This is a genomic window from Janthinobacterium sp. CG_23.4, from assembly GCF_029892305.1.
Classification (GTDB): Bacteria; Pseudomonadota; Gammaproteobacteria; order Burkholderiales; family Burkholderiaceae_D; genus Janthinobacterium; species Janthinobacterium lividum_D.
The window spans coordinates 985,931-999,372 of the sequence record NZ_JARXUX010000001.1 but is presented as its reverse complement, the minus strand read 5'-3'; the positions used below and the strand labels follow the sequence as shown (position 1 = coordinate 999,372).

The 13,442-nt window shown below is 59.9% G+C and carries 14 protein-coding genes; 2 read left to right on the top strand and 12 right to left on the bottom strand.

From position 1 onward, the window contains the following. Positions 1-305 precede the first annotated feature (305 nt). The 7 genes from H4V96_RS04385 to rpsP all read right to left on the bottom strand — a co-directional run bounded on the left by H4V96_RS04385 (position 306) and on the right by rpsP (position 4,811). On the bottom strand, positions 306-641 hold the full coding sequence (locus H4V96_RS04385; protein ID WP_029496213.1) for a DUF3579 domain-containing protein: 336 nt from the start codon (positions 639-641) through the stop codon (positions 306-308). Positions 642-877: 236 nt separating this feature from the next. After that, the gene (locus H4V96_RS04380) at positions 878-1,837 is read right to left on the bottom strand and encodes a CobD/CbiB family protein (RefSeq protein ID WP_029496212.1); all 960 of its coding nucleotides are present in this window, start codon (positions 1,835-1,837) and stop codon (positions 878-880) included. A gap of 97 nt (positions 1,838-1,934) precedes the next feature. Then, the gene (locus tag H4V96_RS04375) at positions 1,935-2,591 is read right to left on the bottom strand and encodes a CoA pyrophosphatase (RefSeq protein ID WP_196855331.1); all 657 of its coding nucleotides are present in this window, start codon (positions 2,589-2,591) and stop codon (positions 1,935-1,937) included. Positions 2,592-2,671: 80 nt separating this feature from the next. Beyond that, the gene (gene rplS, locus H4V96_RS04370) at positions 2,672-3,055 is read right to left on the bottom strand and encodes a 50S ribosomal protein L19 (RefSeq protein ID WP_010395528.1); all 384 of its coding nucleotides are present in this window, start codon (positions 3,053-3,055) and stop codon (positions 2,672-2,674) included. Positions 3,056-3,185: 130 nt separating this feature from the next. After that, on the bottom strand, positions 3,186-3,932 hold the full coding sequence (gene trmD, locus H4V96_RS04365; RefSeq protein WP_010395527.1) for a tRNA (guanosine(37)-N1)-methyltransferase TrmD: 747 nt from the start codon (positions 3,930-3,932) through the stop codon (positions 3,186-3,188). A gap of 50 nt (positions 3,933-3,982) precedes the next feature. Beyond that, positions 3,983-4,546 (bottom strand): ribosome maturation factor RimM, encoded by a 564-nt coding sequence (rimM, locus tag H4V96_RS04360; RefSeq protein ID WP_280720720.1) that lies wholly within the window; start codon positions 4,544-4,546, stop codon positions 3,983-3,985. Between the two features lie 13 nt (positions 4,547-4,559). Further along, positions 4,560-4,811 (bottom strand): 30S ribosomal protein S16, encoded by a 252-nt coding sequence (gene rpsP, locus H4V96_RS04355; protein WP_010395524.1) that lies wholly within the window; start codon positions 4,809-4,811, stop codon positions 4,560-4,562. A gap of 296 nt (positions 4,812-5,107) precedes the next feature. Between rpsP and H4V96_RS04350 the strand changes: the two genes are divergently transcribed. Then, positions 5,108-5,542, top strand: a complete 435-nt coding sequence (locus tag H4V96_RS04350; protein ID WP_196855332.1) for an NINE protein — start codon at positions 5,108-5,110, stop codon at positions 5,540-5,542. Positions 5,543-5,672: 130 nt separating this feature from the next. Beyond that, positions 5,673-6,296: a glycine zipper 2TM domain-containing protein gene (locus H4V96_RS04345; RefSeq protein ID WP_196855333.1), complete on the top strand. Its 624-nt coding sequence runs from the start codon at positions 5,673-5,675 to the stop codon at positions 6,294-6,296. Between the two features lie 75 nt (positions 6,297-6,371). Here the strand turns inward: H4V96_RS04345 and H4V96_RS04340 are convergent, their stop codons facing one another. From H4V96_RS04340 to alaS, 5 genes are all read right to left on the bottom strand, one after another. Further along, a complete protein-coding gene (locus H4V96_RS04340) occupies positions 6,372-8,162 on the bottom strand; it encodes an acyl-CoA dehydrogenase (protein WP_196855334.1) in 1,791 nt (596 codons plus the stop codon). Between the two features lie 136 nt (positions 8,163-8,298). Continuing rightward, the gene (locus H4V96_RS04335) at positions 8,299-9,231 is read right to left on the bottom strand and encodes an FAD-binding protein (protein WP_196855335.1); all 933 of its coding nucleotides are present in this window, start codon (positions 9,229-9,231) and stop codon (positions 8,299-8,301) included. Positions 9,232-9,351: 120 nt separating this feature from the next. Then, positions 9,352-10,101, bottom strand: coding sequence for an electron transfer flavoprotein subunit beta/FixA family protein (locus H4V96_RS04330; protein WP_010395512.1), 750 nt, complete (start codon positions 10,099-10,101; stop codon positions 9,352-9,354). A 252-nt stretch (positions 10,102-10,353) separates the two neighbouring features. After that, positions 10,354-10,611: a sulfurtransferase TusA family protein gene (locus tag H4V96_RS04325; RefSeq protein WP_225317265.1), complete on the bottom strand. Its 258-nt coding sequence runs from the start codon at positions 10,609-10,611 to the stop codon at positions 10,354-10,356. A 207-nt stretch (positions 10,612-10,818) separates the two neighbouring features. Beyond that, entirely contained in the window at positions 10,819-13,431 is a 2,613-nt protein-coding gene (gene alaS, locus H4V96_RS04320; protein WP_010395507.1) for an alanine--tRNA ligase, read from the bottom strand. Positions 13,432-13,442: the final 11 nt, after the last annotated feature.

The window sequence follows — 13,442 nt, the reverse complement described above, 5'->3', positions numbered from 1 at the left end:
GCAAGAGTCGGCGAGCGCCACGCACAGACAGCAGCACGCTGGCGGGATCAAGGCCCGGGGCCATCACGGCCATGATGATTAAATGACGCTGAAATGACCGTATCGCGGTCGGCGAGGATGCCGACGGTCACGCGCTCGTCATTTGAGGGATAGCCACGCTCAGGTGGCCCAGATCATGCTGGCGCAGCAGCAGCGCCGCTAGTGGCATGCTGATGTCACGCTGGCGATGGGCGCTTTGCAGGATGCAGGATGCAGGATGCAGACGTCGCCATGGCAGGCCACACGCGAGATCAAATAAACGGGTCTTACTTTTCTTCGGGGGGCGGCAGGAAGCAGGCTTCGACGATCTGCAGGTCGTTATCCTTGGCGAACTCGCGCACGAAGTGAAACGCCATCGGCTCGATCTCGCGCAGCTTGGTGTTGACCACCACCGACTTGACGCCATTGACGACCGTCGGGCGCACGTAGGGCGAATACTGGAGGTGCGCATTGCGCCCGCCACCTTCGGGATTAAAACAGGACATCACTCCACAAAGGCGCTCGGCCCAGTCGCTGGGTCGGAATTGCTTGCCATTGCTGGTGAGACCAAGGATGAAGAACTCGTCTGAGAGTTCCCCTGTTTTTTGAGATAACTCGGCCATGTGGCTTGTCGGGACTGGATTGCGTGAATGGCCCCGGTGGGTATGCCGGGCTGGTAATTCAACTACATTTGCTGCGGTAAGCCAGTATTATATCTTATAGAAGACTTGGGTTCTACCTCGATCTACCCTGCCCTTGCCAACAGGGGCCGGCAGGCGTCGTCCGCCAGCCCCTATTGTAACCCTGTTCCACGCGCAAGGCGCATGGATAGCGCGTATGCACGCGTTTAGCGCCCTTGTCAGCCGAGGAAAACAGCGCCCGACATCAACAGCAGCAGCAGCATCCACAGCAGCAAGGCGCGCCATACCAGGCCCACCGTGCTCTGCAAGGCGCGCGCGCCCGGCTCTTCGCCGGGCAGGATATCGCTTTCGCTGTCACTGTCATCGACGGCCAAGTCCGGCGTCACCAGCACGCGCGCTGCCGTTTCCGCTGGCGTGCCCAGGCGTACACCCATGGCACCGCCGCCGGCCGTCAGGATGATGCCGATAGCTTCGTCCTGCCAGCGCTGGGCGAAATTGCGCCAGGCATAGATGGCATCCTCGAAATTGCCGACCACGGCAAACGCCACGGCCGTCAGACGCACGGGTATCCAGTCGATCCAGTAAAAGGCGCGCGCGGCGAACTGGCCGAATGCTTCATTGCGCATGTGCTCAGGTTCATTCCAGGCACGCGCCAGGTATTCGGCCACGCGGTACATCACCGCGCAAGCAGGGCCGAGCGGCATGAGGAACCAGAAGAATACGCCAAACACATTGCGATGCGTCGTGATCAGGGCTTTTTCCACGGCGATGCGGGCGATCTCACTCGCTTCCATGCCCACCGTGTCGAGCTTGGTCCAGTCTGCCAGCAAGGTGCGCGCAGTCGCTTCGTCACCGGCGCTCAGGGCCAGTTGGATGGAGGTGAAGTAGTGGCTGTAATGACGGAAACCCAGCGTCAGGTAGACGATGAGCACGTTCCAGGCAAAGGCCAGCAGGGACAACTGATAATGCTGCAAGAGCCAATACACGCCAGCCGTCGGCAGCATCAGCGCGCCGATCATGAGGAACCAGCCCATGCGGCCATGGCTGGCATGGCCGGCATTGAACCAGGTCTCCATGCGCATTGCCAGGCTCTTGATTTCGGCGTAGATCGGATTGTCCGCGCGCAAAGGTTTGAGCTGCTCGATCAGCAATGCACAAAGTATGGAGAGAAATGTCATCAAACGTCCTTTTTGTCTTTTTCAGCAATGCCGCAATGCCCGCTACGATAGCGCAGTGCAGTGCTGGAATCAAACTTATTACGTGCGGGACACCATTTTACGCGCGCAAGAGGTGAAACAGATTACGCAGCATGCCCGCCGTAGCACCCCAAATATAGAAACGCTCGTACGGCATGGCGTAGAACGAACGCCGTCCGCCGGGCAATTCCACCGACAGGCGCTGATGGTTGAGGCCATCCATCAGGAAGGCCAGCGGCGCTTCAAAGATTTCCGCCACTTCGGATGGGTCGGCGCGCAGGTCGAACGGCGGCATGACCAAGCCTACCACGGGCGTGACCTGGTAGCCGGTGCCCGTCAGGTAGTCGGGCAGGCAGCCCAGCACTTCGATATGCTCACTCGCCAGCCCCACCTCTTCCTGCGTTTCGCGCAGCGCCGTGGCCACGGACGAGCCATCGAACGCCTCGCTGCGCCCACCGGGAAAGCTGACCTGGCCCGCATGGCTGCTCAGGTGCTGCGTGCGCATGGTCAGCAAGATGGTCAAACCCTGCGGCCGTTGCACCATGGCAATGAGCACAGCGGCGCGCACCGGGATGGCGCGCACGGAGAGGAAATCCTGAGTCATCTCGGGCTGCCAGTGAGGCGGATAGGCCAGACGCTGGCGCAACCAGTCCGGCGTCAGGCGCATGGCGTCCAGCGCCGCCTCGCCGGCGATCGAATCGATGGCTAATTGCTGCGGATCAAATGCTATCGCCATTGCTATCTCTCTCATCACAACGCCATCAATAAAAAAAGGGGCGCCGCGAGGCACCCCTTTTCCCAACGCAGACGCTGATATTACGCGCTTGCTTTCGCCACAACGCGGCGATTTGGCAATTTTTCTTTGATACGCGCCGATTTACCCGAACGCTCACGCAGATAGTACAGCTTGGCGCGGCGAACATCACCACGGCGTTTCACTTCGATCGAAGCGATCAGCGGCGAGTACAGTTGGAACGTACGCTCAACGCCTTCGCCGGACGAGATCTTACGAACGATGAAGTTCGAGTTCAGGCCACGGTTACGACGGGAGATAACGACGCCTTCGTAAGCCTGGGCGCGCTTGCGCGTACCTTCGACTACGTTGACGCTGACGATAACGGTATCGCCTGGTGCGAATTCAGGAATGGTTTTACCCAGACGAGCAATTTCTTCCTGCTCTAATTGTTGAATCAAGTCCATTTTATAACTCCGAAAACCATCATGCCGGCGCACTGTGGATAGCAAGTATCCGCCCGGTAGAGGATGGGTAACACAATATGGGCAACATGCCCGGCACTACTGGCCACCCTGCAGGCCGTCCGGAGACAACTTACAGGCTGGCCAAGAATTTTTCGTCGGTCTTGCTGAGCAAGCCGGCGGCGCGCGCACTGACCAGCAGGTCAGGCCGCTTTGTCGCGGTCGCTTCCAGCATGCGCTGGCGGCGCCACTTGACGATCTCGGCATGATTACCCCCCATCAAGACGGGCGGCACGGCCATGCCTTCATAGGTTTCCGGCCGCGTGTAGTGCGGCGAATCGAGCAAGCCATTGACGAAGCTATCCTCGACGGCCGATGCCTCGGTGTTCAACACACCGGGCAACAGGCGTATCACCGCATCCATCAGCGCCATGGCGGGCAATTCACCGCCCGACAGGACAAAGTCGCCAACACTGATTTCTTCGTCGACACAGCGCTCAAGCAAACGCTGGTCCACGGCTTCATAACGGCCACACAGGATCACCAAGCCAGGTTCGGCTTTCAACTGCGTGACGCGCTCGTGCGTCAGCGCGCGACCCTGCGGCGACATAAACACCACGCGGGGTAACGCCAGTCCGAGATCGGCCTGACGTTGCTTCGCGGCATTGATTGTCGCTTCGAGGGGGCGCGCCATCATCACCATGCCGGGGCCGCCGCCGTAAGGGCGGTCATCCACGGTACGGTGATTGTCGGTCGTGAAATCACGGGGATTCCACAGCGACAAGCCGCATTTACCCTGCTCGAAGGCACGCCGGGTCACACCCGACTGCGTCAGCGCGGCAAACATTTCCGGGAACAGGGTCACGACATCAAATTGCATCGCTCACCATCCAGCAAAGTTTGCCCGGCGCAAAATGATGCGCAGGCGGTTTAATAATCGAGGCCCCAGTCGACCGTGATCTTGCTGGCAGCCTTGTCAACGCTAATGACAAACTGACCAACAAACGGGATCAGGCGCTCAGGCGCCTTTTCAACGGTCTCATCGGCATCAGCATCTGCAACGGGCGTAACGCGCAAGATCGACTGCGGACCATTGCTCATCATGTCGTGCACTGTGCCAAGGCACTCGCCTTGCAAATTCTCGACTGTCAGCCCGATCAGATCGGACCAATAGAATTCATCGGCCGTCAGCGTCGGGAAATGGCTACGCGGAATTTGCACAGAGACACCTTTCAGCGCTTCTGCGGCATCCCGCCCGACCACACCCACCAGCTGGGCCACGACGTCGCCGCCGTGTAACTTCGCTTGCCTGACTTGAACATCATGCAAGGTCGGTTTATCAAACCACCAGGTTTTGACGCTTAATAATGCATCCGCGTCGTCGGAGAAAGGAGTGATCCTTACGCCGCCAGCAATACCATAGGCACCGGAGACATAGCCTACCTGTACCAGGTCATCGGGGACTTTCACCCCGGATGCAGTCTTGACCGTCAAACCAGTGATCTAATTAAGCTGCTGCTTTGTTGTTGCTGGCTACCAAGCGAGCAACGGTTGGCGACAATTGTGCGCCAACGCCTTGCCAGTAGGCCAGACGGTCTGCGGTGATACGCAGTGGAACTTCGCCACCTTGCGCCATCGGGTTGTAAAAACCGATACGCTCAATGAAGCGACCATCGCGGCGATTGCGCGAGTCAGTAGCGACGATGTTGAAGAACGGGCGCTTCTTGGCGCCTCCACGAGCTAAACGAATAACGACCATAATATTTCCAAAAAGTGTGCTGAGGCGGAAAAAGCCGCAAATTATAGCGCGCTTTACCGCCAGGCAGCAAGCGTTATGATGACGGGCGTGTAATTTGGGCTAATCAAACATTATGACCAGTCATGGCCGAAGACGCAATAGCCGCGTGCGTGTATCGTGCCGACAACGCCACGCCGGTGCGCCAAGCCGGTGCCATTGCGCGACAGCACCGCCTGGACGGCACATGAAAGTGCTATCGTTGCGACAGGCAATGACCGATACTGGCAATCTTTACCGATGAGCAACTCTAAAATCTTATGACCACCGCAAGCATTTTGCAACAGTCGCACAAGAACAAGGCAGGCACCACCTTGCTCGCCTTCCTGCTGGGCATGCTGGGTGCGCACCGCTTCTATCTGCATGGCGCCAAGGACCGCTGGGGATGGCTACACATGACCGCCCTGCCCGCCAGCCTGCTGCTGCACCAGCTGCTTCCCCAAGCCGACTGGTTTTACCAGATATTGCCCCTTGTCCTGTCCGCCCTGATCGGCTTCCTCGAAGCACTGGTACTGGGATTGATGCCGGATGACAAGTGGGATGCGCGCTACAACGCCGCCTCTGGCCGCCTGTCGGACACGGGCTGGCCCCTGGCCGTGGTGCTGGTCGCTACCTTGATGCTAGGCGCAGGCGTGCTGATCGCCACCATGGCGCGGCTGTTCGACTTGCTGTACACAGGCGGCGCCTACGGCTAATTTTTACATAGGAATAGCGACATTTCCGGCGCCCGGCACGCACATGTAAGTATTGGTAAGCAATCATGATTTACTTCTATACTGCACTCAGAATACCAACATTACTGCCACCCCCCCTCAGGAGAAAATCATGCTGCGTCGCCCATACATCATCGCAGTGGCCATCACGGCCCTGTTCAGCACTTCCGCCTTCGCGCAAAATCTCTCGCCGAAGGCGCAATACGCCTACGACACGCAGCAAGCGAGCACGCGCTATGCAGATGACAAGAAATTGTGCGCAGAAGAAAGCAGCTCGAAAGCGCGCATGCAATGCCTGCGCGACGCGAAGAGCGAACACGAGCAGGCTATCCGCGACGCCAAGGCTGCGCAGAAAGCAGGCAATTCCTACGCCAGCCAGCCCTCCAAGAAGCCGCAGCAAATCTGCGCCGATTGCGCCAAGGTGCTGGCGGTCAACGTCGCTGACAAAGCGGGCGAAGGCGGGGCGCTGGGCATGATAGGCGGCGGCGTGGCGGGCGCCCTGCTGGGCCGCCAGGTCGGTGGCGGGCTCGGCAAGGACCTGGCCACCCTGGCAGGCGCCGCTGGCGGTGCTTACGCCGGCAAGCAAGTCGAAGGCCATATGAAGAATGCCAAGACCTGGACCGTCACGGTACAGTATGAAACAGGGGCCAAGGCCGATTTCGCGTTTGACCAAGACCCTGGCCTGGCTGCTGGCGACCTGGTACGCAACTCGGGCAATGGCATTGTCAGAAGATAAGCCGAACCCAAAAGCAAGGACTGGGGTCGGACCCTCAGGGTCCGACCCCGGCATTTGCAGTTGGGTTGGCTAAGATTAAAACTGCTCTTCCGACATGGCCAGCACGCCAGCGCTGCCGTCGATGATGCTGGCGCGCAAGCCCGGCGCTTGCGACAGGATGTGGTCGGCAAAGAAGCGCGCCGTGGCGATTTTTGCCTTGTAAAACGAGACGTCGCCACTACCCTCTCCCAGCCTTTGCTGCGCCACGATGGCCGCCCGCGCCATTTGCCAGCCACCGAGCACGATGCCGGCCAGTTTCAAATAGGGTACGCTGCCCGCAAACACGGCCTTGATGTCCGTCTTCATGTTCGCCACCACGTATTCCACCACCGCTTCGAGCGCGGCGCTGCCTTCAGCCAGGTGGCGCTGCATGGCCTGGAAGTCGGCGCCGGAGAGCTCGCCCAGCTGGGCTTGCGTGGCGCGCACCTGGGCGATGATCGCCTTGGCAACAGCGCCGCCATCGCGCACCGTCTTGCGGCCCACGAGGTCATTTGCCTGGATCGCCGTCGTGCCTTCGTAAATGGTGAGAATCTTGGCGTCGCGGTAATGCTGGGCGGCGCCTGTTTCCTCAATGAAGCCCATGCCGCCATGCACTTGCACGCCGTCGCGCGTCACATCCTGCGCCATTTCCGTGGCCCAGCCCTTGATGATGGGCACCAGATATTCATAGGTCGCCAGGCTTTCCGCGCGCACGTCCGCCTGCGGATGATGGTGCGCCACGTCGCTAATGGCCGCGCCCACGTAGGCCAGCGCACGCGCCGCCTCGGTTTGCGAGCGCATGGACATCAGCATGCGGCGCACGTCCGGGTGGTGGATGATGGAAACGGGGCCAGGCGAGCCCGTCAGGTCACGCGACTGCACGCGGTCCTTGGCAAATGCCACGGCCTGCTGGTAGGCACGCTCGGCCAGGCCGATGCCCTGCACGCCGACGCCGAAACGGGCGGCGTTCATCATGATGAACATGTATTCGAGGCCGCGGTTTTCCTCACCTACCAGAGTGCCGATGGCACCGCCGTGGTCGCCGAACTGCAACACCGCTGTCGGGCTGGCCTTGATGCCCAGCTTGTGTTCGATGGACACGCAATGGGCGTCGTTGCGCGCGCCCAGGCTGCCGTCGGCATTGACGAGGAACTTCGGCACGATGAACAGCGAAATGCCTTTCACGCCAGCGGGCGCGTCCGGCGTGCGGGCCAGCACCAGGTGGACGATGTTTTCCGCCATGTCGTGCTCACCATAGGTGATGTAAATCTTGGTACCGAAGACTTTATAGCTGCCATCGCCCTGCGGCACGGCGCGCGTGCGCACGGCGGCCAGGTCGGACCCCGCTTGCGGCTCCGTCAGGTTCATGGTGCCGGTCCACTTGCCCGACACCAGCTTTTCCAGGTAGACAGCCTTCTGCTCGTCGCTGCCGGCCGTCAGCAGTGCTTCGATGGCACCATCGGACAGCAGGGCGACCAGGGCAAACGAGATGCTGGCCGAGTTGAGCATTTCGATGCAGGGCGTCGCCAGCAGCTTGGGCAAGCCCTGGCCACCAAATTGCGTCGGGTGCTGCACACCCTGCCAGCCTGCTTCGCCATAGGCCTTGAAGGCTTCCTTGAAGCCTTTCGAGGTAGTGACTTGACCGTCGTGCCAAAAACTCGGTTCCTTGTCACTGGGCCAGTTCAGGGGGGCCACCACGCCGCCGCAGAATTTGGCATTCTCTTCCAGCACGGCCTCGGCCGTGTCGGGCGTGGCGTCTTCGCAGCCCGGCAAGGTGTGGATTTCGGCTAGGCCGGCCAATTCGTTCATGACGAACAACATGTCTTTCAGCGGGGCTTGATAGCTCATCTTCTTTTCTCCAAGAAAAAAGCCACGCGCGGCTCGCCGTGTGGGGCGGGCCGGCGTGGCTTTGTAGTCGGAGCGTATCGCGGCAAATGACTACATCTGCCGCGATACGCTCTACACAAAACCGGATCGGGCTGAATTAACCCAGTTCGTTGACCAGTTGCGGCACGATCTCGAACAGATCGCCCACGATGCCGTAGTCGGCCACGGAAAAGATTGGCGCTTCCGGATCTTTGTTGATGGCAACGATGGTTTTCGAGTCTTTCATGCCGGCCAGATGCTGGATCGCGCCCGAGATACCGACGGCGATGTACAGCGACGGCGCAACGATCTTGCCCGTCTGGCCCACTTGCCAGTCGTTCGGCACGAAGCCGGCGTCGACGGCAGCGCGCGAAGCACCCATGGCGGCGCCCAGCTTGTCGGCCAGCGGTTCCAGGATATGAAAGTTCTCGGCCGAACCCATGCCACGTCCACCCGACACGATGACTTTCGCGGCGGTCAGTTCAGGGCGGTCGGACTTGGCCAGTTCGCGGCCCACGAAGGCCGATTTGCCGGCGTCGGCCACGGCGGCGATGGTTTCGGTGGCAGCCGAACCGCCGGTGGCGGCAGCGGCGTCGAAGCCGGTGGTGCGCACGGTGATGACCTTGACCTTGTCGCCAGATTGCACGGTGGCAATGGCATTACCGGCGTAGATCGGCCGCTCGAAGGTATCAGGCGTATCGACCTTGGTGATTTCCGAGATTTGCGCCACGTCCAGCTTGGCGGCCACGCGCGGCAAGATATTCTTGCCGTAGGCGGTGGCTGGCGCCAGGATGTGGCTGTAGTTGCCGGCGATGGCCAGCACTTGCTCGGCCACGTTTTCGGCCAGGCCGTCGGCAAAGTAAGGCGCGTCAGCCACGATGACTTTCGTCACGCCGGCGATCTGCGTAGCGGCAGCGGCAGCGGCCGATGCATTCGAGCCAGCAACGAGCACGTGCACGTCGCCACCGCACTGGGCAGCAGCTGTCACGGTGTGGTGGGTGCTACCCTTTAAGGTAGCGTTGTCGTGTTCAGCAATAACTAATGCGACCATGATTATTCCTAATAGTTAGCAAGTGCCGGGGTCAGTCTCTTCGAGATCGGTATCAGTTCCATTGGAACTGATACCCCCGGCGGGTCTGACCCCGGATTTTATGTTTTGGCGGCAAACCGCTCAGATGACTTTGGCTTCGGTACGCAGCTTGGCGACCAAGGTGGCCACGTCCGCTACCTTGATGCCGGCCGAGCGCTTGGCTGGCTCGACGACTTTCAGGGTTTTCAGGCGCGGCGCAACGTCGACGCCCAGGTCTTCCGGCTTGACGGTCTCGAGCGGCTTTTTCTTCGCCTTCATGATGTTCGGCAAAGTCACATAGCGTGGCTCGTTCAGGCGCAAATCGGTGGTGATGATCGCTGGCAAGGTCAATGCCAGCGTTTCCAGGCCGCCGTCGACTTCGCGCGTGACGGTCACTTTGCCATCTTCCAGCACGACTTTCGAGGCGAACGTGGCTTGCGGCCAACCCAGCAAGGCTGCCAGCATCTGGCCAGTCTGGTTACTGTCGTCGTCGATGGCTTGCTTGCCCAGGATGATCAGTTGCGGCTGTTCTTTGTCGGCCAGAGCCTTGACCAGCTTGGCCACTGCCAGCGGTTCCAGTTCGGTCGTCGTTTCTACCAGGATGCCGCGGTCGGCGCCGATGGCCATGGCGGTACGCAAGGTTTCCTGGCACTGCGTCACGCCGCAGGAGATGGCGACCACTTCAGTGACCTTGCCGGCTTCTTTCAAGCGCATCGCTTCTTCCAGCGCGATCTCATCGAAAGGGTTCATCGACATTTTGACGTTGGCGGTATCGACGCCAGTGCCGTCGCTCTTGACGCGGACTTTGACGTTATAGTCGACCACGCGTTTGACGGGTACCAAGACTTTCATAGCTATGCCTTTGGGAAAATATAAAAATGACGGATCAAGTGCTGATTCTGCGTTCGATTATAAGAGAAATTTGAATCCTGAACCGAATTTAAGCACGATCGTGCGATTTTTTGTTAGAACAATCCATCTAAACTGTACAGCTTCGACGATTTCAAGGTAGTCTGCCGCTACGCTGCAGGGCAGCAAAAAGACGTGAAAAAGACGCGGCAGGGTATTCACCAGGCCGCGCCACGGCGGCCCCGGCTGGCACAATTATTTGCGTTGCATCAGGAAGACGAATTCGGTACCCGTCTGTACATGCGACAGCAGGGCATTGCCCGTTTGCTTGGCGAAAGCCTGAAAGTCGCGCACGGAACCAGGGTCGGTTGCCATGATGCGCAGTACTTCACCACTCTGCAGCTCTGACAAAGCTTTTTTCGCCTTTAGAATCGGCAACGGGCAATTCAAGCCCCGCGCGTCGAGCTCTTTGTGAAATTCCATAATCTCGGTATCTAGTAGTGTGTCGCTCATCATCAATATCCCAGCATTGTTTTGTTGTACTGATTTTCGACATACTACTCTAAATCAGGAGCATTGACGCGCTGCACCAAAATAGTTCATCGGCTGTTGTGGTGTCACAACGAGATTGCACACGGCAAAACGGCCCGCAAACATCGTCTGCGGGCCGTTTTCAAGGCGCTGAGGGATAAAAAACCCGCATGCCTGCTAGCTTACGCCTTATCTTGCGCGTTCGCCGACCCAGGCCGGCACGCCTGCCAAGGCATGCGCCAGACCGCTGGCATCGGTGCCGCCCGCTTGCGCCATATCGGGGCGTCCGCCGCCTTTTCCGCCCACTTGCTGTGCAACGAAGTTCACCAGCTCACCCGCTTTGACCTTGGAAGTGGCGTCCGCCGTCACGCCGGCGATCAGGCTGACCTTGCCGTCAGCGACGCTGGCGAGCACGATGGCAGCCGTCTTCAGCTTGTCCTTCAGCTTATCCATGGTTTCGCGCAAACGGGCCACGTCGGCGCCTTCCAGCACGGCAGCGAGTACCTTGATGCCATTCACATCGACCGCTTGCGTGAGCAGTTCATCGCCCTGGCCGGAAGCCAGTTTCGATTTCAGCGCGGCCAATTCCTTCTCCAGCGCCTTCACATGCTCTTGCACCTGGACGATGCGCGCCGTCAGCTCTTCCGGCTGCGCCTTCAGGGTGTTGGCCGCTTCGACCAGGCGGCGGTTGATGCTTTGCACCAGCGCCAGCGCGCCCTCGCCCGTTACCGCTTCGACGCGGCGGATACCGGCGGCCACGCCGCTTTCGCCGATGATCTTGAACAGGCCAATATCGCCCGTGCGCTGCACATGGACGCCGCCGCACAGCTCTTTCGAGCTGCCGATGTCGAGCACGCGCACTTCGTCGCCGTATTTCTCGCCGAACAATGCCATCGCGCCATGCTTGACGGCATCGTCAAACGACATCAGGTGCGCCTGCGTGGCACGGTTTTCCAGGATCTCTTTATTGACGATGGTTTCCACGGCCGCGATCTGCTCGGCCGTCATCGGGGCATTGTGGCTAAAGTCGAAACGGGTTTTATCCGGATCGACCAGCGACCCCTTTTGCGCCACGTGGCTGCCCAGCACTTCGCGCAAGGCCTTGTGCATCAAGTGCGTGGCCGAGTGGTTGCGTATCGTGCGTGCGCGCTTGGCGGTATCGACTTCGGCCGAGACGGCGTCGCCCACCTTCAACACACCGGATTCGAGCACGCCATGGTGGCCAAACACGTCGGCCTGGATTTTCAGGGTATCGCTGACGGCAAAGCTGCCCGCACCCGTGGCGATCACGCCCTGGTCGCCCACCTGGCCGCCCGATTCCGCGTAGAACGGCGTGGTGTCGAGCACGACGATGCCCGCCACGCCGGCGTTCAGTTGCTGCACCGGCGTGCCGGCTGCATACAGCGCCACGACCTTGCTGCTGAAGGTCAATTGATCGTAGCCGACGAATTTATTCTTCTCGCCCGCGTACTCGACCTTGCTATCCTTGTGCGTCTTGCCGCCCTTGCGCGACAGTTCCTGGCTTTCCTTCAGCGCCACGTCGTAGCCTGCCTGGTCGAACGTGATATTGCGTTCGCGGCAAATGTCGGCCGTCAGGTCTGGCGGGAAGCCATAGGTTTCGTAGAGGGTGAAGGCGGTGGCGCCGTCGATGCCAGTGGCATCCTTGGAAAGTTGCGCTTCCAGTACTTTCATGCCCGTTTCCAGGGTTTCGCCGAAACGCTCTTCCTCGGCTTTCAGCATGCTGGCCACGTTGTCCTTGGCGTCTTCGAGCTCGGGATAGGCGCCGCCCATCTCGCTGGCCAGGTCGGCCACCAGCTTGTAGAAGAACGGTTTCGTCTGGCCCAGCTTGTGGCCATGGCGCAAGGCGCGACGGATGATGCGGCGCAACACATAGGCGCGCCCTTCGCTGCCAGGAATGACGCCGTCGACGATCATGAAGGCGGCGGAGCGGATGTGGTCGGCGATCACGCGCAACGACTTGTTTTCCAAGTCAGTGGCGCCCGTTTCGCGCGCGGCAGCGCCGATCAAATGCTGGAACAGGTCGATTTCATAGTTTGAATGCACGTGCTGCAGCACCGCTGCCAGACGCTCCATGCCCATGCCCGTATCGACGCAAGGCTTGGGCAGCTTGTGCATGACGCCCGCTTCGTCGCGGTTAAATTGCATGAACACCAGGTTCCAGATTTCAATGAAGCGGTCGCCATCTTCATCCGGCGAACCCGGCGGGCCGCCAGCAATGTCGGCGCCGTGGTCGTAGAAGATTTCCGTGCACGGGCCGCATGGGCCCGTGTCTGCCATCTGCCAGAAATTGTCCGAAGCGTAACGCGCACCCTTGTTGTCGCCGATGCGGATGATGCGCTCGGTAGGCACACCGATCTCCTTGGCCCAGATGTCATACGCTTCGTCATCTTCGATGTACACGGTGACCGTCAGCTTGTCGGCCGGCAAGCCATACACCTTGGTCAGCAGTTCCCACGCGTAGTGAATCGCATCGCGCTTGAAATAGTCGCCGAAGCTGAAGTTGCCCAGCATTTCAAAGAAGGTGTGGTGGCGCGCCGTGTAGCCGACGTTTTCCAGGTCGTTGTGCTTGCCGCCGGCGCGCACGCAGCGCTGCACCGAGGTGGCACGCGTGTACGGACGGCTGTCCGTGCCCGTAAACACATCCTTGAATTGCACCATGCCGCTGTTCGTCAACAGCAAGGTCGGATCGTTGCCTGGCACCAGGGAGCTGGAACGGACGATGGAATGGCCCTTAGATTCGAAAAATTTGAGGAACTTGTCGCGGATTTCAGATGATTTCATGTTTTTTTGGC

Excerpts from the sequence above, each read along its gene's own strand:
- trmD (WP_010395527.1), bottom strand. The coding sequence starts at position 3,932 with ATGCAATTTGATGTCGTGACCCTGTTCCCGGAAATGTTTGCCGCGCTG.
- H4V96_RS04335 (WP_196855335.1), bottom strand. The coding sequence starts at position 9,231 with ATGGTCGCATTAGTTATTGCTGAACACGACAACGCTACCTTAAAGGGT.
- H4V96_RS04375 (WP_196855331.1), bottom strand. The coding sequence starts at position 2,591 with ATGGCGATAGCATTTGATCCGCAGCAATTAGCCATCGATTCGATCGCC.
- alaS (WP_010395507.1), bottom strand. The coding sequence starts at position 13,431 with ATGAAATCATCTGAAATCCGCGACAAGTTCCTCAAATTTTTCGAATCT.
- H4V96_RS04350 (WP_196855332.1), top strand. The coding sequence starts at position 5,108 with ATGACCACCGCAAGCATTTTGCAACAGTCGCACAAGAACAAGGCAGGC.
- H4V96_RS04345 (WP_196855333.1), top strand. The coding sequence starts at position 5,673 with ATGCTGCGTCGCCCATACATCATCGCAGTGGCCATCACGGCCCTGTTC.
- H4V96_RS04325 (WP_225317265.1), bottom strand. The coding sequence starts at position 10,611 with ATGAGCGACACACTACTAGATACCGAGATTATGGAATTTCACAAAGAG.
- rplS (WP_010395528.1), bottom strand. The coding sequence starts at position 3,055 with ATGGACTTGATTCAACAATTAGAGCAGGAAGAAATTGCTCGTCTGGGT.
- rpsP (WP_010395524.1), bottom strand. The coding sequence starts at position 4,811 with ATGGTCGTTATTCGTTTAGCTCGTGGAGGCGCCAAGAAGCGCCCGTTC.
- H4V96_RS04385 (WP_029496213.1), bottom strand. The coding sequence starts at position 641 with ATGGCCGAGTTATCTCAAAAAACAGGGGAACTCTCAGACGAGTTCTTC.
- H4V96_RS04340 (WP_196855334.1), bottom strand. The coding sequence starts at position 8,162 with ATGAGCTATCAAGCCCCGCTGAAAGACATGTTGTTCGTCATGAACGAA.
- H4V96_RS04380 (WP_029496212.1), bottom strand. The coding sequence starts at position 1,837 with ATGACATTTCTCTCCATACTTTGTGCATTGCTGATCGAGCAGCTCAAA.
- H4V96_RS04330 (WP_010395512.1), bottom strand. The coding sequence starts at position 10,101 with ATGAAAGTCTTGGTACCCGTCAAACGCGTGGTCGACTATAACGTCAAA.